Origin of the sequence: Nocardioides sp. NPDC023903, assembly GCF_040639295.1 — a bacterium.
GTDB lineage: Bacteria > Actinomycetota > Actinomycetes > Propionibacteriales > Nocardioidaceae > Nocardioides.
On the sequence record NZ_JBEZZS010000001.1, the window covers coordinates 1 to 25,369 of the forward strand.

General features: G+C 69.0%; 25 protein-coding genes. 15 read left to right on the forward strand and 10 right to left on the reverse strand.

Annotated elements, in window-relative coordinates:
* Positions 1 to 233: 233 nt before the first annotated feature.
* Positions 234 to 584: an ArsC/Spx/MgsR family protein gene (locus tag AB0F44_RS00005; protein WP_357351445.1), complete on the forward strand. Its 351-nt coding sequence runs from the start codon at positions 234 to 236 to the stop codon at positions 582 to 584.
* Positions 585 to 597: 13 nt separating this feature from the next.
* Here AB0F44_RS00005 and AB0F44_RS00010 read toward each other — a convergent pair whose 3' ends face one another.
* The 5 genes from AB0F44_RS00010 to AB0F44_RS00030 form a co-directional block, all read right to left on the reverse strand.
* The gene (locus tag AB0F44_RS00010) at positions 598 to 987 is read right to left on the reverse strand and encodes a PIN domain-containing protein (protein WP_229788919.1); all 390 of its coding nucleotides are present in this window, start codon (positions 985 to 987) and stop codon (positions 598 to 600) included.
* A 14-nt stretch (positions 988 to 1,001) separates the two neighbouring features.
* On the reverse strand, positions 1,002 to 1,220 hold the full coding sequence (locus AB0F44_RS00015; RefSeq protein ID WP_091041496.1) for a hypothetical protein: 219 nt from the start codon (positions 1,218 to 1,220) through the stop codon (positions 1,002 to 1,004).
* 56 nt (positions 1,221 to 1,276) lie between these two features.
* Positions 1,277 to 2,191, reverse strand: coding sequence for a GNAT family N-acetyltransferase (locus AB0F44_RS00020; RefSeq protein ID WP_357351448.1), 915 nt, complete (start codon positions 2,189 to 2,191; stop codon positions 1,277 to 1,279).
* Positions 2,192 to 2,254: 63 nt separating this feature from the next.
* The gene (locus AB0F44_RS00025) at positions 2,255 to 3,136 is read right to left on the reverse strand and encodes a MaoC/PaaZ C-terminal domain-containing protein (protein ID WP_357351450.1); all 882 of its coding nucleotides are present in this window, start codon (positions 3,134 to 3,136) and stop codon (positions 2,255 to 2,257) included.
* On the reverse strand, positions 3,136 to 4,458 hold the full coding sequence (locus tag AB0F44_RS00030; protein ID WP_357351452.1) for a 3-oxoacyl-ACP reductase: 1,323 nt from the start codon (positions 4,456 to 4,458) through the stop codon (positions 3,136 to 3,138). Before AB0F44_RS00030 ends, AB0F44_RS00025 begins: the two co-directional genes overlap by 1 nt.
* A gap of 150 nt (positions 4,459 to 4,608) precedes the next feature.
* On the opposite strand from AB0F44_RS00030, the gene AB0F44_RS00035 reads away from it, so the two are divergent.
* Positions 4,609 to 5,889 (forward strand): acetyl-CoA C-acetyltransferase, encoded by a 1,281-nt coding sequence (locus AB0F44_RS00035; RefSeq protein ID WP_357351454.1) that lies wholly within the window; start codon positions 4,609 to 4,611, stop codon positions 5,887 to 5,889.
* A 280-nt stretch (positions 5,890 to 6,169) separates the two neighbouring features.
* Here AB0F44_RS00035 and AB0F44_RS00040 read toward each other — a convergent pair whose 3' ends face one another.
* The 4 genes from AB0F44_RS00040 to AB0F44_RS00055 form a co-directional block, all read right to left on the reverse strand.
* Positions 6,170 to 6,895 carry a TetR/AcrR family transcriptional regulator gene (locus AB0F44_RS00040; protein ID WP_357351456.1) on the reverse strand — a complete coding sequence of 242 codons (726 nt, stop codon included), beginning with the start codon at positions 6,893 to 6,895 and terminating at the stop codon, positions 6,170 to 6,172.
* Positions 6,896 to 6,957: 62 nt separating this feature from the next.
* Entirely contained in the window at positions 6,958 to 8,424 is a 1,467-nt protein-coding gene (locus tag AB0F44_RS00045) for a glycerophosphodiester phosphodiesterase family protein (protein ID WP_357351458.1), read from the reverse strand.
* A gap of 56 nt (positions 8,425 to 8,480) precedes the next feature.
* Positions 8,481 to 10,001, reverse strand: a complete 1,521-nt coding sequence (locus tag AB0F44_RS00050; protein WP_357351460.1) for an ATP-dependent DNA ligase — start codon at positions 9,999 to 10,001, stop codon at positions 8,481 to 8,483.
* Positions 10,002 to 10,027: 26 nt separating this feature from the next.
* Entirely contained in the window at positions 10,028 to 10,612 is a 585-nt protein-coding gene (locus AB0F44_RS00055) for a TIGR03086 family metal-binding protein (protein WP_357351462.1), read from the reverse strand.
* Positions 10,613 to 10,663: 51 nt separating this feature from the next.
* Here AB0F44_RS00055 and AB0F44_RS00060 point away from each other — a divergent pair, with 51 nt between their 5' ends.
* The 3 genes from AB0F44_RS00060 to AB0F44_RS00070 are packed head-to-tail and all read left to right on the forward strand — an operon-like array spanning position 10,664 to position 13,394.
* Positions 10,664 to 11,080, forward strand: coding sequence for a MarR family transcriptional regulator (locus AB0F44_RS00060; RefSeq protein WP_357351464.1), 417 nt, complete (start codon positions 10,664 to 10,666; stop codon positions 11,078 to 11,080).
* A 23-nt stretch (positions 11,081 to 11,103) separates the two neighbouring features.
* Entirely contained in the window at positions 11,104 to 12,492 is a 1,389-nt protein-coding gene (locus tag AB0F44_RS00065; RefSeq protein WP_357351466.1) for a serine hydrolase domain-containing protein, read from the forward strand.
* Positions 12,489 to 13,394 carry a DNA-3-methyladenine glycosylase 2 family protein gene (locus AB0F44_RS00070; protein WP_357351468.1) on the forward strand — a complete coding sequence of 302 codons (906 nt, stop codon included), beginning with the start codon at positions 12,489 to 12,491 and terminating at the stop codon, positions 13,392 to 13,394. The genes AB0F44_RS00065 and AB0F44_RS00070 overlap by 4 nt, the downstream gene beginning before the upstream one ends.
* A gap of 10 nt (positions 13,395 to 13,404) precedes the next feature.
* Here the strand turns inward: AB0F44_RS00070 and AB0F44_RS00075 are convergent, their stop codons facing one another.
* Positions 13,405 to 14,655, reverse strand: a complete 1,251-nt coding sequence (locus AB0F44_RS00075; protein ID WP_357351470.1) for a phospholipase D-like domain-containing protein — start codon at positions 14,653 to 14,655, stop codon at positions 13,405 to 13,407.
* 375 nt (positions 14,656 to 15,030) lie between these two features.
* Here AB0F44_RS00075 and AB0F44_RS00080 point away from each other — a divergent pair, with 375 nt between their 5' ends.
* From AB0F44_RS00080 to AB0F44_RS00125, 10 genes are read left to right on the forward strand one after another with little or no spacing between them, the layout of a single operon-like run.
* Positions 15,031 to 15,762 (forward strand): ABC transporter permease, encoded by a 732-nt coding sequence (locus tag AB0F44_RS00080; RefSeq protein ID WP_305367616.1) that lies wholly within the window; start codon positions 15,031 to 15,033, stop codon positions 15,760 to 15,762.
* A 7-nt stretch (positions 15,763 to 15,769) separates the two neighbouring features.
* Positions 15,770 to 16,612: an ABC transporter permease gene (locus AB0F44_RS00085; protein WP_350658607.1), complete on the forward strand. Its 843-nt coding sequence runs from the start codon at positions 15,770 to 15,772 to the stop codon at positions 16,610 to 16,612.
* 13 nt (positions 16,613 to 16,625) lie between these two features.
* Entirely contained in the window at positions 16,626 to 17,768 is a 1,143-nt protein-coding gene (locus tag AB0F44_RS00090) for an MCE family protein (RefSeq protein WP_357351472.1), read from the forward strand.
* A complete protein-coding gene (locus AB0F44_RS00095; RefSeq protein ID WP_357351474.1) occupies positions 17,765 to 18,865 on the forward strand; it encodes an MlaD family protein in 1,101 nt (366 codons plus the stop codon). Before AB0F44_RS00090 ends, AB0F44_RS00095 begins: the two co-directional genes overlap by 4 nt.
* Complete coding sequence (locus AB0F44_RS00100) at positions 18,865 to 19,854, forward strand: MCE family protein (protein WP_357351476.1); 990 nt, start codon at positions 18,865 to 18,867, stop codon at positions 19,852 to 19,854. Before AB0F44_RS00095 ends, AB0F44_RS00100 begins: the two co-directional genes overlap by 1 nt.
* Positions 19,851 to 21,194, forward strand: coding sequence for an MCE family protein (locus AB0F44_RS00105; protein WP_357351478.1), 1,344 nt, complete (start codon positions 19,851 to 19,853; stop codon positions 21,192 to 21,194). Before AB0F44_RS00100 ends, AB0F44_RS00105 begins: the two co-directional genes overlap by 4 nt.
* The gene (locus AB0F44_RS00110; protein WP_357351480.1) at positions 21,191 to 22,546 is read left to right on the forward strand and encodes an MCE family protein; all 1,356 of its coding nucleotides are present in this window, start codon (positions 21,191 to 21,193) and stop codon (positions 22,544 to 22,546) included. Before AB0F44_RS00105 ends, AB0F44_RS00110 begins: the two co-directional genes overlap by 4 nt.
* On the forward strand, positions 22,546 to 23,823 hold the full coding sequence (locus AB0F44_RS00115) for an MlaD family protein (RefSeq protein WP_357351482.1): 1,278 nt from the start codon (positions 22,546 to 22,548) through the stop codon (positions 23,821 to 23,823). Before AB0F44_RS00110 ends, AB0F44_RS00115 begins: the two co-directional genes overlap by 1 nt.
* Positions 23,824 to 23,828: 5 nt before the next feature.
* Positions 23,829 to 24,401 (forward strand): hypothetical protein, encoded by a 573-nt coding sequence (locus AB0F44_RS00120; RefSeq protein ID WP_350658599.1) that lies wholly within the window; start codon positions 23,829 to 23,831, stop codon positions 24,399 to 24,401.
* Positions 24,401 to 25,264, forward strand: a complete 864-nt coding sequence (locus tag AB0F44_RS00125; protein ID WP_357351484.1) for a hypothetical protein — start codon at positions 24,401 to 24,403, stop codon at positions 25,262 to 25,264. The genes AB0F44_RS00120 and AB0F44_RS00125 overlap by 1 nt, the downstream gene beginning before the upstream one ends.
* Positions 25,265 to 25,369 lie beyond the last annotated feature (105 nt).

Consider the following 25,369-nt stretch of genomic DNA (forward strand, 5'->3'; position numbering starts at 1 on the left):
CGACCCTCGCGCAGATGGCGCCGTCGCTGCTGGCGGCGATGCCCGCGCTACCCCGCGCCGACCACCCCTGGCTGACCGGGGCCAGCTGGGTTCTGTCGGCGGGCATCTCAGTCAGGACGAGCCGACTCGGCGCGTCTGTCTCATCATCGTGTCCAGAAATAGGTCGGCGCACTATCGCACACCCTGGTCGTCTGCCGCGATAGCGCACCGACCCCTCGGGCTAAGGTGGCGCCGTGGATCAGATCACCGTGTACGAGAAGCCGACCTGCACGACGTGTCGGAACCTGTTCGTTCTCCTCAAGGAGGAGGGCGTCGACTTCGAGAAGGTCGACTATCACGTGCTCGGCCTGCGGGCCGAGGAGGTCAAGGACATCCTCGCGAAGACCGGCCTGAGTGCTCGTGACGTGCTGCGGAAGCGCGAGCCGGTCTACAAGGAGCTCGACCTGGGCAACCGCGACCTCTCCGAGGACGAGCTGGTCGCGCTGATGGTCGAGCACCCTGCCCTGCTGCAGCGCCCGATCGTGCTCAAGGGCGATCGTGGCGTGCTCGCGCGGCCGATCGAGAAGGTCCGCGAGCTCTTCTGAGTCGCGCCGCTGGTCAGGCGCGAAGCCGCTCGACCGGCTGACCGGTGGTGCGGGTGATGAGATCGACGTCGTTGTCGGCGTGGAGGACTGTGAGGTCGGCCTCCTCCGCGACCGCGGCCACCAGCAGGTCCGGCACCGACGGCGCCCGGTGGCGGCCGTCGCGGAGAACGATCCGCTGGATCTCCAGCGCGCGTGCCTCGGTCCGCGGCGTGAGGGTCGCGAGCGGCATGTGGATCACCGGCACGTCCTCGACCAGCTCGGACCATTCCCGCTCCGAGCGGGCCAGGTGGCCGATCTCGAGCAGCGTGGTGGTGGTGATGCGTACTTGTCCCAGCTCGATCAGGCGGGACCACTTCTCAGCGTCGGGGCTGGTGGACATCCGGGCGAGTGCCGACCGGTGCATCAGCCAGGGTCGCCTCACGACCATGCGTCACGCATCAGACCCCGGTCGGCGAGCGGGGCGAACTTCGCGAAGTCGCCGCCGGCCACGGGTCGCGCCGGTGGCAGCGGACGCAGAGCGTCGGGCGTGAACCATCGGCGAAGATACTCGTTGCGGGTGAGCCCGAGCCGCGTCGCCTCGGTGTCGATGCGCGCGAGCTCGTCATCCGAGAGGCCTCGGATCAGTACGTCGGACATGTCTGTCCACCTCCTGGACGCAAGATGGTAGCCGAGGACGGGGTGTCGACGTGGGATCAGGGGCGGGTCGCGCGGTGGACCCAGGTGGACTCGACCTCCATGCCGACGTGGCGGTAGAGGTCGAGGGCGCCGGTGCGGGAATCCGTAGACAAGGTCGCACGCGTCGCTCCATGGGCGCGGGCAGCGCCGAACGCGTCGGCGAGGAGCGCCTGGGCCAGGCCACGGTTGCGCTGGTCCTTGCGGGTGGCCAGCCTGCTGACGTACCCCTCCCGGCCGTCCTCGGTCATCACCAGGACCGCCGCGGCGACCACGGCGCCGTCCGGGCCGGTGACCACGCGGACGTTCCACGGCTCGGCGCCGGGACGCTCTATGGTCGTGGCGACCCAGTCGGCATACGGCTCACGCTCGCGCTCGGACCACTCCAGGAAGGCGTCCTCGATCACGGTCCACACCTGCTCGTGGTCCTGCGGGGTGGCTGCCCGGATGGCGTACGCCGCGGGCAGCTCCCGCACCGGGATCGCCGCGTCCTCGGGCAGCACCAGCACCCAAGACTCCCAGCGTGGGAACCAGTTCAGCGACTCGAGCAGCCGGTCGCCGGGCGAGCCCTGGGGGACCGGCATGCCGATGACCGGCTCCCCGAGCTCGGCAGCGCGGGCACTGATCCAGCCGGCGAGGGCGGTGCCGATCCCGCGATCCCAGTGGTCGGCGTGGACGGCCGCGTCGGCTCGGGCGCCGCCGGAGCACTCCGCATAGGCCACCAGCTCACCATCGGGTCCGAGCACTCCGACGGTGGCCGCACCGACGTCGAAGGAAGGCCGCTGCCACTCCGCGACGATGTCGGCCTCCTCGATGAGGACCTCGCCCACGGTCGCCAGCTCGTTCGCCGCCATCACTCGGGTCACGGCGGCGGCATCGGCGAGTGTCAACGGCCGCTCGGTGTAGCGCGGCGGGAGCTGGAGTGGGGCGGGCATGCGAGCACCGTCTCACCTGCAGGACCTGGGCCGCCACGGGTTAAATCGTGGCGGCCCTCGGGGTCACAGAGCGGTCGTACGCCCCACCAGGTGCAGCGTGTCCGAGCCGCGCTTGTGGAGCGAGAAGTCGTAGCCGTCCAGGTGCTTCAGCGACCCGAACGCGACCGAGGAGGGCAGGAAGACGGGCTTCTTGAACGCGACATCCACTCGAACCGCGCCCGGGAGCCGGTTCTCCAGCGCCGCGATGCAGCGCGCCTTGGTCCACATCCCGTGTGCGATCTGCCTCTTGAACCCGAGCGCCTTCGCGGTCAGCGGGTAGAGGTGGATCGGGTTGTAGTCGCCGGCGACCTTGGCGTAGCGCCGGCCCAGGTCGGCCTTGAGCGGGAAGACCGGCCCGGACGGATCCACGTCGATGAGGTCGGACTTCCAGGAGACGTCGGGGTTGCGCTTGCCGCGGACGAGGTAGGTCGAGGTGGACTCCCACACGACCTCGCCCTCGACGGTGGCGACGGTCAGGAACCGGTACGCCTTGCCGACCGGGTGCGGCTCGGGCTGCCCCACGGTCGCCGTGACCGCAACCGCCTCGCCGACCGAGACCGGGCGATAGCCGCTGATCGAGTTCTCGATGTGGACCATCCCCATCGCGGGCGAGGGGAAGTCCGGCGAGGACATCAGCGCCATGTGCAGCGGGAAGGCCAGCATGTGCGGGTAGGGGAGCGGCACGGTGTCCTTGATCGGGAAGCCGCACAGCTCGGCGTAGGCGTCGACCGCGTCCCGCTCGAGGACGACCGGCTCGCGGGTGAGGCTGAGCTCCTCGTAGGCGACGCCAGTCTTCTTGATCCCCGGGAGCGCGTTGATGCCGGGAATGGCTGGCAGCGCGGCCCGGACGAGCAGAGCGGGACCGGACCTGCCGGTGAAGCTGGGCTCGGTCTTGGGCGTGCTCATCAGGCCCCCAGCATCATCTGGCCGCAGACCCGCACGACGTTGCCGTTGACGCCGGTGGAGGCCGGCGAGGCGTACCAGGCGATGGTCTCGGCGACGTCGACCGGCAGGCCGCCCTGGGCCATCGCGTTGAGCCGCTGGCCGACCTCACGCGTCGCGAACGGCACCGCCGCGGTCATCTGCGTGATGATGAAGCCCGGCGCGACCGCGTTGACGGTGATGCCGTCGGGGAGCTCCTCGGCCAACGAGTCGACGAAGCCGATGACGGCGGCCTTCGAGGCGCCGTAGGAGGTCTGGCCGAGGTTGCCGGCGATGCCGGCGATCGAGGAGACGCCGATGATGCGGCCGTTGGGGCGGACCAGCTTCTGCTCGAGCAGCTCGGCGGTGATCCGCTCCGGAGCGGTGATGTTGATCTCGAGCACCTTGCCGAAGCGGTCGGCCTTCTGGTTGGCCAGCTTCTTGTCGAGGGTGACACCGGCGTTGTGCACGACGATGTCGACGCCGCCGAACTTCTCCTGGAGGTAGGCGGCGATCGTGGCCGGTGCGTCTGCGGAGGTGATGTCGGCGGTGATGTAGTCGGGGGTGACCTTCTTCAGGTCGTCCTCGGCGGGCGGGATGTCGAGACCGACGACGGTCGCGCCGTCGCGCTGCAGGACCTTGGCGATCTCCTCGCCGATGCCGCGCGCGGCGCCGGTGACGAGCGCGACCTTGCCGGTCAGTGGCTTCTTCGGGTCCACCTGCTCGGCGGCGGGGGAGGCGTTCTTGGTGCCGATCCGCACGACCTGGCCGGAGACGTAGGCGCTCTTCGGGGAGAGCAGGAAGGCCAGCGTGGAGAGCAGCGAGCCCTCGAAGCCCTCGGCGACGTAGACGAGCTGGACGGTGCCGCCCTTGCCGATCTCCTTGCCGAGGCTGCGGGTGAAGCCCTCCAGCGCGCGCTGCGCGACCCGCTCTGCGCCCTTGAGCTGCTCGGGCGGGGTGCCGATCACGACCACGCGCGGGTTGTTCTCCAGGCTGCGCAGCACCGGGGTGAAGAACTCCTGGAGCGCGACCAGGTCTGCGGTCGAGGTGAGGCCGGTGGCGTCGAAGACGAGGCCCTTGAACTTGGCGCCGGCGGTGGCGGAGTCTGTCGAGGTGATGTCCAGCTCGCCGAGGAGCCCGCCCAGCGACTCGGCCAGACGACCACGTCCGCCGACGAGGACGGTGCCCTTCACGAGCGGGGCACCGGCTGCGTACCGCTCGAGCTTGGCGGGGCTCGGCAGCCCGAGGTTCTTGACGAGGACCTTGCCGATCGCCGACTGGGTGAAGCTCTGGTACTTGTCGCTCATGGTCTCTCTGATCCTTCTGGACGTGGTCTCTGAGGCGTACATTGGTATGTTACTGGCCAGTTGTAACTAGGCGTGTAACTCGGTGTCCACTTTTCGTGATCTCTCTGACATACCCTTCTCCAAAGCGCTTCATCAGACAAGGATGAACTCATGACCACCACTCGTCGTGTCGCCATCGTGGGCGGCAACCGTATTCCTTTCGCCCGCTCCAACGGTGCGTACGCGACCGCGTCCAACCAGGAGATGTTCACCGCCGTCCTCGACGGCCTCGCCGCTCGCTTCGGCATCGAGGGCGAGCGCATCGGTGAGGTCGCCTCCGGCGCGGTGCTCAAGCACTCGCGCGACTTCAACCTGACCCGCGAGTCGGTCCTCGGGTCCAAGCTGGCCCCCGAGACGGCCGCCGTCGACCTGCAGCAGGCCTGCGGCACCGGCCTCCAGGCCGCGACCTACATCGCCAACAAGATCGCGCTCGGCCAGATCGACTCCGGCATCGCCGGTGGCACCGACACCACCTCCGACGCGCCGATCGCGCTGGGCGAGAAGCTCCGCAAGGTCCTGCTCGAGGCCAACCGCGCCAAGACCAACATCGACCGTGTGAAGGCCTTCGCCAAGCTCCGCCCGGCCGACGTCATCCCCAACATCCCCGCCAACGTCGAGCCGCGCACCAAGCTCTCCATGGGTGAGCACGCCGCGCTGACCGCGCAGGAGTGGGGCATCACCCGCGAAGCCCAGGACGAGCTGGCCGCCGCCTCCCACCAGAAGCTCGGCGCCGCGTACGAGGCCGGCTGGTTCGAGGACCAGATCACCCCGTTCCGCGGTCTGGAGAAGGACAACAACCTCCGCCCGGGCTCGACCGTGGAGAAGCTCGCGACGCTCAAGCCCGTCTTCGGGGTCAAGGGTGAGAACCCGACCATGACGGCCGGCAACTCGACGCCGCTGACCGACGGCGCCTCGGCCGTGCTCTTCGCGAGCGAGGAGTGGGCCGCCGCCAAGAACCTGCCGGTCCTGGCCTACTTCGTCGACGCCGAGGTCGCCGCAGTCGACTACGTCGCCGGTGGCGAGGGCCTCCTGATGGCTCCCGCGTACGCCGTCCCGCGCCTGCTGGCCCGCAACGGCCTGACCTTCGACGACTTCGACTTCTTCGAGATCCACGAGGCGTTTGCGTCGCAGGTCCTCTCGACCCTCGCCGCCTGGGAGTCCCCTGACTTCTGCAAGGACAAGCTCGGCCTCGACGCCCCGCTGGGGTCGGTCCCGCGCGAGAAGCTCAACGTCAAGGGCTCCAGCCTCGCCGCCGGCCACCCCTTCGCCGCCACCGGCGGCCGCATCATCAACAACCTCGCCAAGCTCCTCGACGAGAAGGGCTCCGGCCGCGGCCTGATCTCGGTCTGCGCCGCGGGCGGACAGGGCGTAGTCGCCATCCTGGAGAAGTAACCCTCACGCCGAAGCGTCACCTGCGTCGGCCGAAGCGTCACCCCCGTCGGCCGAGTTTGCACCCGACTGCCAGCTCGGCCGACGTATGTGACGCTTCGACTGTTGCTAGCCCGCCGAATCGGTAGAAGCGGCGGCCGAGAATGTAGTTGTGGGCGACGAAGTTCGAGTTTCGGCGCCCACAACTGCAATCTCGGCCCCCACAACTGACGTCTCGACCGCCACAACCGACGTCTCGACCGTCGTACGTGACGTTTCGGCCGACGTATGTGACGGCTCGGCGTTATTTGGCGGTGAGGGCCAGGGCGGAGGTGACGAGGAAGTCGCGGACCTGGTCGGGGGAGACGGAGCCGACGGTGGGTACGCCGGGGGCGGACTCCGAGACGAGGATGCCGACGCGGGCGAGCTGGAGGGCGCCGAGGCCGGAGGCGTAGAGCGTGTTGGCGAGCAGGTTGGCGTCCTTGACGTGGAGCTCGCCGGAGGCGGCGCCGTCCTCGAAGACGGTGGTGAGGATCGTGAGGCAGCCGTTCATCGCCCGGCCCAGGCGGAACAGGGCGCTCTCGGAGAGCTCGTCGAGCAGGTCGGAGCCGCTGCGACGCATCAGCGTCTGGGCGCAGTCGACGAAGGCGGGATGCTCGATCCCGTAGTCGACGAAGGTGCCGACGACGTCGCGGACCACGTCGGTGGGGGCGCTGTCGCCCTCGGTTGCGATGAGCATCCGCTCGCGGAGCTCGTCGAGGTAGCCGACCAGGGTCAGCGCGAAGATCTCGTCCTTGCCGGTGAAGTGCCGGTAGACGATCGCGCGGTTGATGCCGACCGCCTTGGCGATGTCCTCGATCTGGGCGTCGCTCACCCCGCGCTCGTCGAAGAGCCGGCGGGTTGCGGCGACGATGTCTGCCTCACGCGCACGGCGCCGGGCGGCGGCGGCCGAGCGGCGGCCGTCAGACCCGGAGCCGGGGGCCGAAGCGGAGCCCGAGGCGGAGTGGGAGGTGCTTGGTCGGCTGCTCACAAGCACACTGTACGCGGTGTGCAACTCCGAGTTGCACTGTGAGTGTCCGTCCTCACATCGGCCTAGTGGAGCAGTGCGCGGCGGGCGCCCGCGACATCGTCGGTGGTGACGTAGTCGACCCCCGCGACCGCGGCGCGCAGCACGGAGGCGGTGCCGACCGCCGGCCAGGTGCCGACCTCGGCTCCCTTGCCGCGGTAGCGGTCCACGAGGGCGGCCTCGAGCAGCCGGGTGTGGATGTGCACCTGTGTGAAGTCCTGATCGTAAAGGTCCGCGGGATCGGGCTCGTCCTTGACGGCGACCGTCTCCATCCCGGTCCTCTCGGCGCCGGGGAAGTCGAAGTGGCTCGCGTCGAAGCTCATGAAGATCGCCTTGTCGCCGTGGCCCTTCCTGGAGACCCAGTCCGGACGTAGCGAGACGACCTTGCGGTAGAGCGCACGCATCTCGGCGGCACTCTCGCCCTTGAGCTCGACCACGAGCCGCACCCGATGGCCGTGGAGGCGCTCGGCCGCGTCGATGGCGTCGAAGGTCTCCTCGATCGTCGGGACCCGGACGCCCCGGAACTGCGGCCCCATCCACGAGCCGGCGTCGAGCGACTGCACCTCGGCGAGGGTGAACTCCCGCGGACTCGCGGTCCGGCGCTCGGGGAAGCGGGCCTCGACGTCGGTCGTACGCCTGAAGTCGCCGTCGTGCACCAGCACCCACTCGCCGTCGGCCGTGGGCTGGAAGTCCATCTCGATGAAGTCGGCCCGCTCCCGCACCGCACTGCGGAAAGCGTCCAGGGTGTTCTCCGGGTAGCTGCCCGAGTCGCCGCGCCAGGCCATCACCCCGACCGGCCTCCCGCCGAGGGCGTAGACGGCCGCCGAGGAACCCACGAACGCCGGTGCGCCCTGGTGCGCCCGGGCGACCGTCCGGAACCGCGTCTTCGCCACCTCGCGGGTCCTGAAGACGTACGTCGCATGGCCGGTCGCGCCGGTGGTGAGGTTGGCGACGTTCTCCCATCCGTCGCCGCTGTCGCGCTGAAGGGTGAGCACCCGTCCCGGGCGGGCTGGCGCAGCGAAGAGGTTGATCCGCACCGCGCTCCCGGCACGCACCGACCTCGCCATGCTGGTCGTGACGGCCTGCGGCTGCCCGAAGAGCGTACGCGGCTCCGTGACCCGCATCGGCCAGCTCTGCCCCTGACGCTCGACGCCGGGCGCGAGGACCCGCCAGCGCGTCCGCCAGGACGACTGGGTCACGCCGAACGAGTAGTGCCCGGACGTCGCAGCGGTCTGCTTCTGAACGGGCAGCCAGGCGCCGTCGTGGTAGCGCTCCAGCCGGACCACCCGGCTCACGCTGGCCCCGAGCGAGCCGCTCAGCGTGAACGACTCACCCAGGATCGGCCGGGAGACGCTGGCGCTCGGCGCAGCGACCGAGAGGTCGGCCGAGGCGGCGCCAGTGGAGGCGTGGGCCGGGTTGATGGCGGCGGGTCCCAAGATCGTCGTCAGCGTCGCGAGAATCGCGACGAAGCGCGCATAGGCGTGTGGGGGCACGCGGAGTGAGATTAAAGGATCGGTCGGGGCCACCTGCACCCGGTATCCCGATCAGGTCACTGAAGATACATTCTGACGGTATCTATCGTGTCCGCCTCCGCCGGCGACTTGTCGTCGCGGTAGCGCACCACCCTGGCGAATCGCAGCGCGACGCCGCCCGGGTAGCGCGTCGAGCGCTGCACCCCGTCGAAGGCGATCTCGACCACCTGCTCGGGGCGGACCTTCACCTGCCAGTCGTCGGTGCCCCCGATGGCGAGCTCGGTGAAGCGCTCGGTCTGCCAGGCCAGCATCTGGTCGGTCATGCCCTTGAACGTCTTGCCGATCATCACGAACTCGCCGTCGGCGCCCCGGGCGCCGAGATGGATGTTGGAGAGCCAGCCCTTGCGGCGTCCCGAACCCCACTCGATCCCGATGACGACCAGATCGAGGGTGTGGACGGGCTTGACCTTGATCCAGCCCGAGCCACGCCGCCCCGCCTCCCAGGGCAGGCCGACCCCCTTGACGACGACACCCTCATGACCGGCGGAGAGTACGTCGCTGGCGAACCGCTCCGCCTCCTCGGTATCTACGGTGACTAGCCGCGGCGCCCGATGCCGCTCGGGAACGATCCGGTCGAGCTCGGTGAGGCGCTGGTCGAGCGCCAGGTCGATGAGGTCGCGGCCGTCGACGTGGAGGATGTCGAAGAAGTACGGCGCGACGACCGTGTCGGCGGCCGACCGGGTCGCGGTGCGCGAGGCGGTCTCCTGGAACGGCCGCGGCCGCCCGTCGGGGCCGAGCGTCATGGCCTCGCCGTCCAGCACCAGCGTGTCGGCCTGGAAGGAGGCGACGATCTCCGCCACCTCGGGCAGCCGCGCAGTGATGTCCTCCAGGGTGCGGGTCGCGATGCGTACCTCGGAGCCCGACTTGTGGGCCTGGATCCTGATGCCGTCGAGCTTGGTGTCGACCACGACCGCCTCGCCGAGCTTGGCCATGGCCTCCTCGACCGAGCCCGCCGACGAGGCGAGCATCGGCAGCGCGGGCCGCCCCACGACCAGGCCGACCTCGGCGAGTGCCTCCTCGCCGTCGAAAGCGAGCCCTGCGACCACCACGGTCGAGCCGGCCAGCATCGCGGCGCGGCGTACGGCCGGCAACGGCACCCCGGCAGCAACCGCGAGCGCCTCCTGCACGAGCGAGTCGAGCGCCCCTTGGCGTACCTCGCCGGTGACGACGCCTCGCAGCCACACCTGCTCCGCCGTGGTCGCCGCGCCGAAGAGAGTCTCTGCCTCGGCTGCCCGGGCGACCTGTGAGCCCGAGCCTGCGAGTAGCGACATCCGCTCGAACGCCTCGTGCACGTCGCTCACCGTGAGTGACGCCTCCGCCGCGGGCGAGGGGAGCGCGGTGAGCGAGCGCCACCCCAGCCCCGTACGCCGCTGCAGCAGCGTGCCGGCGAGATAGGCGGTCACCACCGGCAGCTCGTTGCGCGTGGCTGCGCCGAGGCATTCCGCCAGCGCGGTGACCTTCGCCTTCCGCGACCGGGTCGCGGCGACGGCGTTCGAGGTGGAGACGATGTCGGCGAGCAGCATGTCTCCAGTGAACATCAAGCCACCGACACTTCCCAGGAACCTCAGGCGGCCGCCGCCTGGTCCGGATCGCGCCCGAGGAGGCGCAGCGCGTCACCCCAAGGGTCCTGGCCGCCCTCGGCGAGCGGTGCGCCGAACACCGGTGTCCCGCCCGGGCTCGCGGCGATCTGCCGGGCCATGTCGAGGACGACGCTGACTGTGGCCTCGGTCGGCCGGTAGGTCTGCCCGAGCGCCGTCGCGACGTCCCAGGCGTGCACTGCGGCATCGAGCAGCTGCATGCCCAGCGCGACCGCGACGGTCGGGCGGAAGCCGAACTCGGCGAGGTGGACGGTCGCCTCCGGGTCGGCGGCATCGAACGCAGCTCGAACCCGGGCGGCCGACTCCTGCCATCTCCGGGCGACGTCGTCGAGGGCGACCGGCACGGACTCGTACGCAGCCACCGGCGCGTCGCCGTCGGCCACCGCAGCCGCGAAGCCGAGGTTCTGCCCGACCATGTGGCCGAACAGGTCCGCGAGGTCCCAGCCGGCGCATGGGGTGGAAACGGTCAGATCGCCAGCTCCGGAAGCGAGCATGGTGGTGTCGTCGAGGGCGCGGTCGTAGGCGGTGAGCATCTCTTCAAAAGTAAGCATGAGTAGATCGTAAGCATGCGTAGATGATATGTCGGGCGGTACGATTCTGCGGTGGATCGACCCGAGCTCGGCTTCCTGCTGTCCCGACTCATGCGCGAGGTGATGGCTCGCGAGAAGCCGATCCTCGACGCCGCCGGGCTGGAGATGTGGGACTACGCGGTGCTGAGCGCGCTGGCGGAGTCGGACGCACCCACGCAAGCACAGCTCGCCGCCTCGACCGGCCGCGACAAGACCCGCCTGATCGGCAACCTGGACCGCCTCGAGACGCAAGGCATGGTGGAGCGCGAGCCCGACCCGGCCGACCGCCGCAACCGGATCGTCTCCCTGACCTCAGCAGGGTCTCGGGTCCTCCGCAGCTGCCGCGACGCCATCGGGGCGATGGAGACCGAGCTGCTGGCCGATCTCGACCCGGCCGACCGGGCGGCGTTCGAGCGCGCCTTGACGGCTCTCGCCGACACCGAGCGCTGAGCCGCTCCGCCTATCCTCGCCCCATGTCGCTTGCCGCCGCCCGCTCCTGGATCGAGTCCGAGCTGCCCGCCCTGCTGGCACGTCGTCGCGTGCCCGCGGCGGCTGTCGGCGTGCTTCAGGACGGTCAGGTCATCGACTACGCCGTCGGCATCCTCAACCTCGACACCGGTGTGGAGGCGACCGCCGACTCGCTGTTCCAGGTCGGCTCGATCACCAAGCTGTGGACCACAGATCTGGTGATGCAGCTCGTCGACGAGGGCAGGGTCGGCCTCGATGACGAGGTCAGGCGCCACCTGCCGGAGTTCGCCATCGCCGACGAGGAGGCGGCCACGAACATCACGGTCCGTCAGCTGCTCTCCCATACGGCCGGCTTCGAGGGCGACATCTTCACCGACCACGGGCCGGGTGACGACGCGGTCGAGCGGTTCGTCGCCTCGATGGGCGACCTGCCGCAGATCTTCGCCCCGGCGGAGCGGTTCTCCTACTCCAATGCGGGCTTCGCCGTCCTCGGGCGCCTGGTGGAGGTGCTGCGCGGCACCACCTGGGACCGGGCGCTCCAGGAGCGCCTCGCCGCCCCGATGGGCCTCACCCACATCGCCACCACCGCCTACGACGCGATCAGGTTCCGCGCCGCGATGGGCCACATCGACCCTGCTCCCGACCATGTCCTGCGTCCGGGCCCGGCCTGGGGGATGGCACGGGCCAGCGGCCCGGTCGGCGCGATGCTGTCGATGCGCGTACGCGATCTCCTCGGCTTCGCCGCCATGCATCTCGCCGGCGGGACGGCCTCTGACGGCACCCGGGTCGTCTCGGCGGCCTCCTGTGCCGAGGTGTTGACCAGGCAGGTCGACCATCCCGCATCGACCCGGTCCGACGCGCGCGGCCTGGGCTGGTCCCTCGACGACATCGGCCAGGGGATCGTCGGCCACGACGGCCAGACGATCGGGCAGTCGGCGTTCTTCCGGATGATGCCCGAGCACGGCCTGGCGGTCGCGCTGCTCACCAACGGCGGCGACACCTACGGGCTCTACCACGACGTCGTGGGCCACCTCATTGACGAGCTCGCGGGCGTACGGATCGCGCCCGACCCGGTGCCACCACCCCAGCCGCCGTTCGGCTTCGACGCCGACCGGCTGGTCGGCACCTACCGCGCCCGGATCGTCGACTGGACGCTGCGCCAGGAGCCCGACGGCCGGCTGTGGGTCGAGGAGATCCCCGGCCCCGAGGGCGCCGCGATCGGCGACGCGCCGCAGAGCTACGAGGTCCTCCCGTACGCCATCGATCAGGTCGTCACCGCCGACGCCCTCCACGGCGCACACCATGTCTTCGGGTTCACTGGCCGCGACTCCACCGGCCGGGCGACCCATCTGACCACCAGCCGGGTCTTCCCGCGGGCTAACCTCGAAGCATGAGTGCGCAGCGGACGGTCCGCCCGGGCTACGCCGTCGGTCTCGCCTCGATGCTGCGGCCGCTTCGGCGTGGGCTGGGCGACCCGACGTACAAGATCCTCGGCGAGGACCACTGGCGAGCCATCCGTACGCCACAGGGCCCTGCCACGCTCAGGCTTCGCCAGCGCGACGCCGAGGTGGAGTCGGAGGCGTGGGGTGAGGGTGCGGAGTGGGCGCTGGAGCACGTGCCGGGGCTGCTGGGATCGGGCGACCGCCCCGAGGAGTTCCACACCGACGACTCGCTGCTCGCGGGTCTGCTGGAGCGTTTCGAGGTGCCGCGCTTCGGGCGTACGGGACTGATGATGGAAGCGCTGGTGCCCTCGATCATCGAGCAGAAGGTGACCAACAACGAGGCGTTCCGCGGCTTCGGCAACCTGGTCAGGCGCTTCGGTGAGGTCGCCCCCGGCCCCGGCGCCGATCACGGGCTGCGCCTGCAGCCGACACCCGAGACGCTCCGGACGGTCCCGAGCTGGGACTGGTTGCGCCTGCCGGTCGACCCGGCCCGCTCCAAGGCCGTTCTCCAGGCCGCCCGGGTCGCGACGGCGGTCGAGCGCACCGCCGGCCTCCCGGGTGAGGAGGTCGAGCGGCGGCTCACCACCATCCCGGGCATCGGGGAGTGGACCGTCGCCGAGGTGCGCCAGCGCGCGCTCGGCGACCCCGACGCCGTCAGCTTCGGTGACTACCACCTCGCCAAGGACGTCGGCTGGGCGCTGACCAACCAGGCCTGGGACGACGACCGGCTCCGCGACTATCTGGAGCGGTTCCGCCCGCATCGCGCTCGCGTGGTCGCCCTCATCTACCGCGGTGCCGGAAAGCGGCCTCGTCGGGGTCCGAAGATGTCGCCGCGGACCCACCTGCCTTCTTGACGGCGGGCCTTCAGAGCAGGGGGCGTAGGGGAGTGAGAACCAATTCGGTGAACTTCCGGTGGATCTCGCGGGAGGCCCACTCATCGGCGGTCAGCTCGATCGCGTTGGACTCGTCGCGGGAGAAGATCTCCTCCATCTGCTTGGCGACGTCGCGGTCGAAGATCTCCAGATTGATCTCGTAGTTGCCGGTCAGCGAGAGCCGGTCGATGTTGGCGGTGCCGACGGTGGACCAGAAGCCGTCGACGGTGGCGGTCTTGGCGTGGATCATCGCGTCCTTGAACCGCAGGATCCGCACTCCCGAGCCGAGCAGCTGGGAGAAGTAGCCGCGCGAGATCCAGTCGACGACGATGTGGTTCGACTTCAGCGGCAGCAGGATGCGTACGTCGACTCCGCGCCGCGCCGCGGCCTTGAGCGCGTCCACGAAGTCCTCGTCGGGGACGAAGTAGGCGGTGGTCAGGTAGATGTTGCGGGAGGCCCGGTTGATCGCCTCCAGGTACATCGACCGGATCGGGAACATCCACAGCCGGGGCACGTTGCGGTGGAACCGGAGATCGGGCTCCCAGGACGGCGCGGTCTCGATGAGCAGCGGGCCTTCGGCGCCGTTGCTGTGGGTCAGCGGGTGCGGCCGCCGCCGGTTGAGGTTCCAGAAGTCGGCGAACGCGCGGCGCAGGTCCCACACGCCGGGGCCGGTGATGCGCACATGCGTGTCGCGCCACTCGGTGGCGTACGCGGTCCCGATGTTGTAGCCGCCGACGAACCCGACCGTGTCGTCGACGACCAGGATCTTGCGGTGGTCGCGGCCGTAGCGGGAGAGGTCGAAGAAGCGCCACCCCGCCGCGTAGGTGGGGTAGCGCAGGACGTGCATCCCCTCGGGGAAGCGCTTGAAGCGGGAAGGCACCACGAGGTTGGCGAGCTCGTCGTAGATGCAGTAGACGTCGACCCCTCGTTCGGTCGCCGAGGCCAGCGCCTGTTTGAACCGCTGGCCGACCTCGTCGCCCTTCCAGATGTACGTCTCGAGGAAGATCTGCTTCTTCGCCCCCTCGATGGCGGCGATCATGTCCTCGTAGAGGTCGTTGCCGAACGTGTAGGTGGTGACCGTGCCGTCGCCGACGCTGTTGGTCAGCGGTGGCGTCACCGGGAACGGCTTGCCCCTTCGGCCGCGCTTCCCGCGGCTGCGGTAGCCGTCGACGAGGCTCATCACGACGGCCAGCGCCACCGGCACGCCGAACACGGCGAGGAGCAGGCGGCGTAGGAACCTCATGACGCCCCCCGGCGACAGTCTCATCACAGTCCCCAATCTAACCGTCTCATCGCGGCGAGACACACCGGTGCGGACTTCTTACCCATGCCGATGGTCCCGACCAGTCCGATCACGCTCAGGACCAGCATGCGAGAACGACCTTCTCCGACCGCCGCACAGGGGTGGAGGATCCTGTGATCCGCGTCACCTACCGGCGGGTAAGTCGTTGGACCGGAATACCTCCCACCCTGTTCCCGGGCATGTCGCGGCGGGTCGTTGCCCTCAGAACTGAAACATGTTCTACTACAGGCTTGAAACGTGAGCCGAGTCACAAGACCACCCGAAAGGTGCAGGATGGCAGTGCAGTTCGCCTCGCTGGTCCGAGGCGTCGGCGGGATGGGCCTGATGACCGGAGAGGTCGTCAAGGGCACCTTCACAACCAAGTTCCAGATGCGGGAGTTCCTCGAGCAGGCCTGGTTCATCACCAGCGTCACGCTGCTGCCCGCGGTGCTGGTCTCGATCCCGTTCGGAGCGGTCATCTCGCTGCAGGTCGGCAACCTCGCCGGCCAGCTCGGGGCGCAGTCGTTCGCGGGAGCGACGGCGGTGCTCGCGGTGGTCAGGGAGGCGGCGCCGATGGCGGCCGCGCTGATCATCGCCGGGGCTGCCGGGTCGGCGATCTGCTCCGACATGGGATCGCGCAAGATCCGTGAGGAGATCGACGCGATGGAGGTGCTGGGCATCGACCCGGTGATCCGGCTGGTGATCCCGCGGGTGCTCGCGTGCCTGTTCGTCTCGGTGATGATCAACGGGATCGTGATCGCGACCGGGATCGGTGGCGGCTACTTCTTCACCGTGATCGTGCAGGGCGGTTCGGCCGGTGCGTTCCTGTCGAGCTTCACCGCGCTGGCGAGCCTTCCCGACCTCTACATCTCGATGGTCAAGTCGGCCCTGTTCGGGTTCCTGGCGGCGATCATCGGCGCCTACAACGGCCTCAACGCCCAGGGTGGTCCCAGCGGCGTCGGCCGAGCGGTCAACGAGGCCGTGATCATCGCGTTCATGATGCTGTTCGTCCTCAACTCCATCATGACCGCGGTCTACTTCCAGATCGTTCCTCAGGACGGGTTGTGATCCCCCGGTGACCAACACGCTCGCCCAGGTGGGCAACCAGATCGTCAAGGAGCAGCGCCATGCCGTCGAGGGCTATGGCGACCAGCTGCTCTTCTACGTCAAGGCCCTGGCCTGGGCTCCCCGCACCATCCGCCGCTACAAGCGGGAGATCCTCAACATCCTGGCCGAGGTCGCCTTCGGCGCCGGCGGCCTGACGATGATCGCCGGCACCGTCGGCGTGATCGCCTTCATGGCCTTCTTCGCCGGTTCCGAGGTCGGCATCCAGGGCTACGCCAGCCTGAGTCAGATCGGTGTCGCGAAGTTCTCCGCGTTCATCTCGGCCTTCTTCAACACCCGCGAGGTCGCCCCGCTGATCTCCGCGATCGCGCTGGCCGCGACCGTCGGCTGCGGCTACACGGCGAGGCTGGGTGCGATGCGGATCTCGGAGGAGATCGACGCGCTCGAGGCGATGGGCGTGCCGAGCCTTCCCTACCTGGTCACAACCCGGATGATCGCCGGGTTCCTGGCCGTCATCCCGCTCTACATCGTCGCCCTGTGCGCCTCCTACCTCAGCCCGCGGCTGATCACGACGCTGATGTACGGGCAGTCGGGCGGGACCTACGACCACTATTTCCTGGCGTTCCTGCCGCCGATCGACATCCTCTACAGCTTCCTCAAGCTGATCATCCTCGCCGTCGCGATCATCCTGATCCACTGCTACTACGGCTACACCGCCTCCGGCGGCCCGGCCGGGGTCGGCATCGCGGTCGGCAAGGCGATCCGCACGTCCATCGTCACCGTCGTCGTCGCGGACTTCTTCCTGAGCTTCGCGATCTGGGGCTCGACGACCACCGTCCGGATCACGGGATGAGGTGGGCGGCCAGATGTTGATGGGCATCCAGCGCGACACCCGCGCCGAGCACACCAAGCTCTTCGTCTCCGGGATCGCCTTCACGGTGACCCTCGCCCTGCTGGTCACGCTCTGCATCGCGATCTACCAGAAGGCGTTCGTGCAGTTCACCACCGTCAGCGTCGAGGCCGACCGGGCCGGCCTGCAGCTGCCGCGCTACGGCGACGTACGCATGCACGGCGTCATCGTCGGCCAGATCCGCGAGATCAACCAGGACGGCAAGAAGGCCGTCATCGAGCTCGGTCTGGAGCCGGAGCAGGCCGAGCAGATCCCCGCCAACGTCAGCGTCGCGATCAAGCCGACGACGCTGTTCGGGCAGAAGTACGTCGAGTTCATCGACCCCGAGGGGAAGCGCACCGGCGCGCTCAGCGACGGCGCCGTGATCCCCGCCGACCGGGTCCGCACCAGCGTCGAGCTCGACGTGATCCTGGCCCGGCTCTTCCCGCTGCTGAAGTCGATCCGTCCCCAGGACCTCAACAGCACCCTGCACGCCCTCGCCACCGCGCTCTCCGGCAACGGGGAGAAGCTCGGCGAGACCCTGGTCCAGCTCAACGACTACCTCGAAGAGATGAACGTCCACCTCCCCACACTCGAACGCGATCTCGAGGACATGGCCGACGTCGCCGAGACCTACTCCATGGCCGCGCCCGACCTGGTCAAGGTCCTCGAGAACACCACGACCACCGCCAACACCGTCACCGAGCAGCGAGCCCGTCTCGGCGGCCTGCTCACCTCCGTGACCGGAGTGGCAGACACCTCCAAGAACCTGCTCGCCGAGAACGAGAAGATGATCAGGTACGAGACCGAGCTGGCCGTCCCGCTGCTCAAGCTGCTCTCCGACTACTCGCCGGAGTACACCTGCCTGCTGCGGGGCCTCGACGACTACACCGAGCTGCTGGCGACCGTCTTCCAGCAGAACCGCGTGCGCCAGACGATGGTCCTCGACGGCACCCAGAAGCCGGCGTACGGCCGCGACGACCGCCCCGAGTGGGGCGAGATCGGCCACGGCCCCTGGTGCGACGGCCTGCCGACCCCGCAGGTCCCCGCCGGTCCGAAGGAGCTGGAGAACGGCACCGAGGACGTTCCGTGGGCACCCGGGAACGGAGGTCTGCAGTGAACAAGCGCGATCTGAAGACCACGGTGGCCGGGACCAAGCTGGTCATCTTCACCGTCCTCTCGATCCTCGTCACCGGCACCCTGGCCTCGATCATGGGCAACGTGGGCTTCGGCGACCGGGTGCCCTACCGCGCCGAGTTCACCACCGCCTCGGGCCTGAGCGAGGGAGACGACGTACGCGTCGCCGGCATCACCGTGGGGGAGGTGCTCGCCGTCGAGATCGAGGGCGGCGACCACGCGATGGTCACCTTCCGGGTCGACAGGACGGTGCCGCTGACGACCGCCAGCGGTGCCCAGGTGCGCTACCTGAACCTCGTCGGTGACCGCTACCTGGCGCTGACCCAGGACGCCGGTGCGCAGGAGCCCGGAGCGGATGCGGCCCCGTTGCGACAGGGACAGGCGATCGCGATGGCCAACACCACGCCCGCGCTCGACCTGACCGAGCTCTTCAACGGCTTCCAGCCGCTCTTCCAGGCGCTGCAGCCCAAGGACGTCAACAAGCTCTCGCTCAACCTGATCCGGGTGCTGCAGGGCGAGGGCGGCACGGTCGCGAGCCTGCTCTCCGAGACCGCCGAGCTGACCAGCGCCCTGGCCGAGCGCGACCAGCTGATCGGCGACGTGATCACCAACCTGTCCAAGACCCTCAACACCGTCAACGAGCACCACACCGAGCTGTCCGAGCTCATCCAGCAGCTCAGCGGCTGGATGAAGGACCTGGCGCGCGACAAGGAGGCGATCGGCGACTCGATCTCCTCGATCGGCGACCTCACCGACGAGCTGGCTGGGCTGCTCACCGACGTACGCCCGTTCCTCAAGGAGGACATCAAGCAGCTCAAGCGCGTGGTGGACATCCTCAACAAGCCGGGCAACCAGAAGCTGCTCGACAGGACGCTCGAGCGGCTCCCGGAGACCCTCGAGTCGCAGGCGCGGATCGGCAGCTACGGCTCCTGGTACAACTACTACCTCTGCGACCTCGACTTCTCGATTAAGCTGCCCTCGCTCGGTGAGCTGCTCGACAACTCACCCGCCGTCAAGGCCATCCAGAAGCAACTCGACAACGTGGCGTTCTACAGCCGTGCAGAGAGGTGCAAGCTCTGATGGCCCACCACTCCGACACCCAGCTCAAGCGCACCGGTGTGATCACGATCGTGGCGATCGCGCTGGCGCTGACCGCGGCGTTCAACCTGCGCAAGCTTCCGTGGTTCGCCGGCACGACCTACCAGGCCGAGTTCTCCGACACCAGCGGCCTGCACGTGGGCAACCGGGTGGAGATCGCCGGCATCCGGGTCGGCCGGGTCAGCGACATCGAGATCGAGGGCGCCAAGGTGGTCGTCTCCTTCTCGGTCGAGGGCACCGAGATCGGCCATCGCAGCGAGGCGTCGATCGGCGTGCTCAACCTGCTGGGGGAGAAGTACCTCGACATCACCCCGCAGGGCGGCCGGACGCTCGACGCAGGCTCGAAGATCCCATTGGCCCGCACCAGTGCCGGCAGCGACATCGTCGGCACCTTCGGCGATCTCGCCGAGACGACGGAGGCGATCGACACCCAGCAGCTGGCCAAGGCGCTGACCACGATGTCGGGCACGCTCGACAAGGCCGGGCCCGAGGTGCAGGGCGCCTTCCAGGGCATCGCCGCGCTCTCCCAGACGATCGCCGCCCGCGGCGACGAGCTGGAGTCGCTGCTGGAGGACGCCGAGAAGGTCGTCCAGCTCGTCAACCAGCGCAAGCAGGACATCGTCAGCGTGATGGAGAACGGCGACCAGGTCTTCGCCGAGCTGATCCAGCGCCGCCAGGCGATCCACCAGCTGCTGGTCAACGCCACCGCCCTGGCCGAGCAGCTGCAGGCCCTGGTGAAGGAGAACCAGAAGCAGATCGGGCCCGCGCTGGACGCGCTCAACCAGGCGCTGAAGTTCCTCAACGCCCGCGACGAGGACCTGACCAAGACCATCCAGAACTACGGGCCGTACGCGTCGATCCTGATCAACATCATCGGCACCGGCCCCTGGTTCGACGCCTACCTCGCCAACCTGACCGGCATCGTGAGCGGCGAGTTCGTGCCGGGACGACGACCAGGGATCGTGCAATGACCAACATCATCGAACGACTGACCGAGGTGCCGCGCGGCAGGGGCCGGCGGCGTACGCAGGCGCCGGCCGTCGTGGCGGGCACCGAGCGGCCATCGGGGCCCAGCCTGAAGTCGAAGTGGGCCGCGCTGCCGATCGCGCTGGTGCTGATGTGCGGGCTGCTGCTCGTCTCCGAGGTCGCCGCCCCCGACACCAAGATGGTGACCGTCAGCTTCCCGCAGGCGGTGAGCGTCTACGAGGGCTCCGACGTGGTCATCATGGGCGTCAAGGTCGGCAAGGTCGCCTCGCTAGAGCCGAAGGGCGACCACGTGGACGCGGTGATCGAGTACGAGAGCGACCACAAGCTCCCGAAGGACGTGAAGGCGGCGATCGTCACCCCGACGCTGGTCGCCGACCGGTTCGTACAGCTGACCCCGGCCTACACCGGCGGGCCGACGCTGGCCGACGGCGGTGAGATCCCGATCGAGCGCACGGCGGTCCCGGTCGAGCTCGACCGCATCTACGCCAGCCTCTCCGAGCTGACCACCGCGCTGGGGCCCAACGGAGCCAACAAGAACGGCGCGCTGAGCGACGTCCTGCGTGAGGGTGCCGACGCTCTGGAGGGCAACGGCAAGATCGGCAACCAGGCGATCGCCGACATGTCCGAGGCCGCCCAGGTGCTCGGCGGCAACTCCGAGCAGCTCTTCAGCACCCTCTCCCAGCTCTCCGAGGTCACCCGGACGCTGGCCCGCAATGACGAAACGACCGAGAAGTTCCTGACCGACCTCGGGACCGTCTCCACCCAGCTCGCCGGCGAGAGCGACGAGCTCGATCAGGCGCTGGCCGCGATCGCGCAGGCGGTCAAGGTGACCAAGTCCTTCGTGGAGAACAACCGCGACGCCCTGGTCGGCGACGTCAAGGAGCTCAACAAGACGCTCAACATCCTGGCCAAGGAGAAGGAGACCCTCGGCACCGTCATCGACCTGGCGCCGCTCGGGATCGGCAACCTGGCCGAGTCCTTCGACCCGGCTTCGGGCTCGGTCGGATTCCGGCTGCAGGTCGGGCCGATCGGCTCCGACCTGTCCAACATCCTCTGCATGGTCGTGGAGAACGACAAGATCCCGGGAGCCAAGGAGATCTGCGCACTGTTCAAGGCGCTGCTGCCGACCGGGTCGACCGCGCCGGCCGGCAAGGCGCTCACCGAGGCCAGCGCCCCCACAGACCGTGACACCGCCACCGGGCTGCCGCTCGACACCGGCACTGGGGCCAAGCAGCCCGAGGTCGAGCCCGAGGTGGTCACCCAGGGCGGCATCACCGAGCTCAGCGGCTCGCTCCAGGAACTGATGTCGGGAGGCAAGAGATGAGGCGCTCATGGGCGGTCCTGGTGATGCTCGGCCTCGTCGCAATGGCGAGCGGGTGCGGCGTACAGGCCTATGACCTGCCGCTTCCCGGCAAGGAGGTCGGCGAGGGCGACGGCTACGTCGTCACCGCGGAGTTCAACGACGTCGTCGACGTGGTGCCGCGCACCAAGGTGATGGCCAACGACGTGCCGGTCGGCCAGGTCGACAAGGTCGAGCGGGAGGGCTGGCACGCGAAGGTCACCATGACCCTCCGGAAGAACATCGAACTCCCGGCCGACGCGCTGGCCAACGTACGCCAGACCAGTCTGCTCGGGGAGAAGTACATCGCCCTGGTGGCGCCCGAGGGTTCCACCATCGCCAGCGCCGGCAGGCTGGGCGACGGCGCCACCATCGGCCTGGACCGCACCAACCGCAACCCCGAGGTCGAGGAGGTTCTCGGCGCGCTCTCCTTCCTGCTGGCGGGCGGCGGCGTCGGGCAGCTGAAGACGATCAGCGACGAGCTCAACACCATGATGGACGGCCGCACCGGCGACATGCGGGCGCTGCTGGGCAACCTGGAGACCACGGTCGCCTCGCTCAACCAGCAGAAGGGCTCGATCATCAAGGCGATGGAGCAGGTCGACCGGCTGACCCGCACCCTCAACAAGGAGTCGGAGAAGATCGAGGCGGCCATCGACTCCTTCGGGCCGGCGCTCGAGGTGCTCCGCCAGCAGCACGCCGACCTGCTGAAGATGATGAAGGCGCTCGACCGGCTCGGGGTCGTCGCGACCCGGGTGATCAACCAGAGCGGCGCCAACCTGACCACGGCGCTGGACGAGCTGGCGCCGACGCTGCGCGAGCTCGCCGATGCCGGTGACTCGCTGCCGCGCGGCCTGATGATGGCGGCCAGCTTCCCGTTCCCCGAGAACGCCTCCGGGCTGGCGATGGGTGACTACTCCAACGCGCTGTTCCACATGGACCTCGACCTCGGCAAGCTGGTCGGCAGCCTCACCAACGGCGAGTCGAGCGGCATCATCCCGCAGGTCTTCCAGATCTGCCTGTCCTACTCCAAGGGCTGCGAGGCGATCCAGCCGTTGGCCAAGGCGCTGTGCGACCTGACCAACCTGCAGCTGGTCTGCTCGGTGGTCGGCAAGGAGGACACCGCGGCGAAGCCGGGCGAGAAGACGCCGAAGCTGCCCGACATCTCCGACCTGCTGCCCAAGAGCTCCACCTCGACCAAGACGCCGGGGCTCAACAACCTGGTGCCGGAGATCGCCGAGGGCCTCTCGAGCCCGACGGACACCGACTCGCCGACGGCCGAGCCGACCACCGGAGGCCTGGCCGGCCTCCTCGGACTGCTGGGAGGCGGTAGCTGATGACACGGAGCGTCCGCAACAAGCTGGTCATCTTCCTCATCCTCGCCGCGGTCGGGATCTTCTACGTCTCGGCCGCCTACCTCGGCGTCGTCGACCGGGTCCTGGGCCGCCATGTCGACGTGTCGGTCGACCTGCCGGCCTCCGGTGGCCTCTACGAGGGCAGCGAGGTCAATTACCGCGGCGTCAGCATCGGCCGGGTCGCCTCGATGACCGTCACCGATGAGGGCGTACGAGCCGAACTGCAGCTCGACCCCGGCACCGAGGTGCCGCGGGATGCCGAGGTGGAGGTCCACAACCTCTCGGCGGTGGGGGAGCAGTACATCAACTTCATCCCCGACTCGGCCTCTGGGCCCTACCTCGCCGAGGGCGACGTCGTGACCGCGGGGCCGGAGTCGATGCCCGGCACCACCGACGAGCTGCTCACCGAGCTGAACAGCTTCACCACCTCGATCAACGGCCAGGACCTGAGCACCGTGGTCGCCGAGCTCGGCACGCTGTTCCGCGGCAACGCCGAGAACCTGCGTACGTTGCTCGACTCGGGCTCCACGCTGGTCGACCAGGCCTCCGCCCACCAGAAGGAGACCGTACGGCTGCTCAACACCAGCCAGACCGTGCTCCAGACCCAGAAGGAGCACAGCGGCGACATCCGCGAGTTCGCCGACGGACTCGAGGAGGTCACCGCGACGCTGGACAAGCGCGACCCGGAGCTGCGCGAGATCCTGCAGGGCGGCGAGGCGACCGCGGTCCAGGTGCAGTCGCTGCTCGACGGGCTGCAGCCGCTCCTACCCGTCTTCCTGGCCAACCTCAGCACCGTCAACGAGGTGCTCACCGCCCGGCTGCCCGCGATCGAGCAGACCCTGGTGACGTTCCCGCGCGTCGTGGCGACAGGGTGGACCGGCTCGCCCGGTGACGGCTACGGTCACCTGTCGATGGGCTTCGTCTACACCACACCGCCGTGCCAGGAGGGCTACAAGCCCGCCGACCAGTGGATCCCCGGCACCGTGATGGAGGACCAGCCGCTCTACCCGGCCAAGTGCACCGACGAGCGCGCCCAGCCCGGCTACGAGGGCGACAACCCGATCATGCAGCGCGGTGTCAACATGGTCCCCAAGCCCGAGGGTGTGGGGAAGTACGTCACGACCTACGACCCGAAGACCGGGCGCACCAACCTTCCCGATGGAAAGACGGTCACGATGTCCACCCCGACCGATGACGGCGGCCTGGTCTCCGCCCTGTCCGACGACTCCTGGCGATCGATGATCCTGGGAGAGGAGTGAGTTCCGTGAACTCTCACAATCCCCTCGAGGTCAAGCTCTCCGTCGCCAGACTGGGGCGGCTCAACACCGTGCTCGCGGCGGTGGTGGTGATCCTGGTCGTGCTGGCCGCGGCCGTCTTCATCGGTGGCGCCCGGGTGCTGCCCTGGACGACACCCGCCGAGGCCGCGGCCGCCGACTACGACGAGGTCAAGGCGGTCGCCGAGGACGGCGTGATCGCCTTCCTCGACGTCGACTACCGCGACATGGACCCGCGGATCCAGGCCGTCAAGGAGATCTCGACCGGCACCTTCGGCAAGGAGTACACCGCCATCGCCGAGCAGATCCGTCAGGCCGCGATCCCCGCCCAGACCATCTCCAAGGGCAAGGTCAAGCAGGTCGGCATCCGCGCGATCGGGTCGAAGAACGCGGTCGTGCTGGTCGCCGTGGACTCGGTCGTGACCAGCAGCCAGACCGCTGAGCTGAAGAAGAGCGACACCTGTCCCTACGACGGTGCGCGGTGCTCGAAGTACCGCTTCAAGGTGTCGCTGGCCAAGACGAAGGACGGATGGCGCATGTCCGACCTGGCAGGAGTCAACTGATGACGGGCGTACGAGCGAACGGATCGGTCTCCACCGGCCAGAAGGAGTGCCCCTTCTGCGCGGAGACGATCAAGGCCGCCGCGATCAAGTGCCGTTACTGCGGCTCCGACCTGCTGCCTCCGGCTGATGACCCCGAGGAGCAGGACGTACGCGACGAGGTCGCTGCTCCGGAGGAGAGCGAGGCTTCTGCGGCGGAATCGGAGGCCGACGAGACCGAGACCGAGCCTCAAGCTGAGGTTGAGGGTGAGGGTGATTCCGAGGAGCGCGCCGGGTTCGCCGAGCGGTGGCTGGGCGACGGCAGCCGGGTGCTGACGGCCGTTCTCGGCGTACTCGTGCTGGTGGCCGGCGGCGCGCTCTGGCTGGCCATCGACATGGCGTCGAACGACGATGTCGCGCCCGGCGGCGAGCTGACCGCGGCCGGTTCCCGGGCGGCGATCATGGAGCACTCGGTCGACCTGGCGCAGACGGTGATGTCCTACCAGGCCGCCAGCGCCGAGAAGGACATCGCGGCGGCGAAGAAGCTGATGACGCCAGCGATGCAGAAGGACTACGAGAAGACGCTGCCCGGCGAGGACAAGCGCAAGGAGCAGGCCGACCTCGGCATCAAGGTCGACGCCGAGGTGGCGCCGCTCTCCGAGGAGGGCGCGAAGGCCGCCCAGGAGGGCAAGGCCTGCATCGACGAGGACTGCGCCGCCTCCATCATCTCGGCGACCGAGGAGTCCGCGAAGGTGCTGCTCTTCGTCAACCAGAGCGCGACCGCTCCGAAGACGAAGAACACCGTGGTCAGCCCGACCTGGGAGGTGCTGACGCTGGTGAAGGACGACGGCGGCTGGCTGATCTCCGAGATGAACGCCGCCTCCTAGTCGAAGCGGAGCCCGAGACGATGGGCCTAGTCTCACCATGAGGTCCCATCCAGGGGCCACTCCACCCTGATATGGTAGAACGTGTTCTAGTTTCACTGCTCGAGG

Coding starts and splice junctions, on each gene's coding strand:
- AB0F44_RS00025 (WP_357351450.1), bottom strand. CDS start 3,136: ATGAGCACGCCCAAGACCGAGCCCAGCTTCACCGGCAGGTCCGGTCCC.
- AB0F44_RS00055 (WP_357351462.1), bottom strand. CDS start 10,612: ATGCTTACTTTTGAAGAGATGCTCACCGCCTACGACCGCGCCCTCGAC.
- AB0F44_RS00050 (WP_357351460.1), bottom strand. CDS start 10,001: ATGTTCACTGGAGACATGCTGCTCGCCGACATCGTCTCCACCTCGAAC.
- AB0F44_RS00100 (WP_357351476.1), top strand. CDS start 18,865: ATGGCCCACCACTCCGACACCCAGCTCAAGCGCACCGGTGTGATCACG.
- AB0F44_RS00065 (WP_357351466.1), top strand. CDS start 11,104: ATGTCGCTTGCCGCCGCCCGCTCCTGGATCGAGTCCGAGCTGCCCGCC.
- AB0F44_RS00070 (WP_357351468.1), top strand. CDS start 12,489: ATGAGTGCGCAGCGGACGGTCCGCCCGGGCTACGCCGTCGGTCTCGCC.
- AB0F44_RS00105 (WP_357351478.1), top strand. CDS start 19,851: ATGACCAACATCATCGAACGACTGACCGAGGTGCCGCGCGGCAGGGGC.
- AB0F44_RS00080 (WP_305367616.1), top strand. CDS start 15,031: ATGGGCCTGATGACCGGAGAGGTCGTCAAGGGCACCTTCACAACCAAG.
- AB0F44_RS00035 (WP_357351454.1), top strand. CDS start 4,609: ATGACCACCACTCGTCGTGTCGCCATCGTGGGCGGCAACCGTATTCCT.
- AB0F44_RS00125 (WP_357351484.1), top strand. CDS start 24,401: ATGACGGGCGTACGAGCGAACGGATCGGTCTCCACCGGCCAGAAGGAG.
- AB0F44_RS00015 (WP_091041496.1), bottom strand. CDS start 1,220: ATGTCCGACGTACTGATCCGAGGCCTCTCGGATGACGAGCTCGCGCGC.
- AB0F44_RS00030 (WP_357351452.1), bottom strand. CDS start 4,458: ATGAGCGACAAGTACCAGAGCTTCACCCAGTCGGCGATCGGCAAGGTC.
- AB0F44_RS00090 (WP_357351472.1), top strand. CDS start 16,626: ATGTTGATGGGCATCCAGCGCGACACCCGCGCCGAGCACACCAAGCTC.
- AB0F44_RS00075 (WP_357351470.1), bottom strand. CDS start 14,655: ATGAGGTTCCTACGCCGCCTGCTCCTCGCCGTGTTCGGCGTGCCGGTG.
- AB0F44_RS00020 (WP_357351448.1), bottom strand. CDS start 2,191: ATGCCCGCCCCACTCCAGCTCCCGCCGCGCTACACCGAGCGGCCGTTG.
- AB0F44_RS00010 (WP_229788919.1), bottom strand. CDS start 987: ATGCACCGGTCGGCACTCGCCCGGATGTCCACCAGCCCCGACGCTGAG.
- AB0F44_RS00115 (WP_357351482.1), top strand. CDS start 22,546: ATGACACGGAGCGTCCGCAACAAGCTGGTCATCTTCCTCATCCTCGCC.
- AB0F44_RS00110 (WP_357351480.1), top strand. CDS start 21,191: ATGAGGCGCTCATGGGCGGTCCTGGTGATGCTCGGCCTCGTCGCAATG.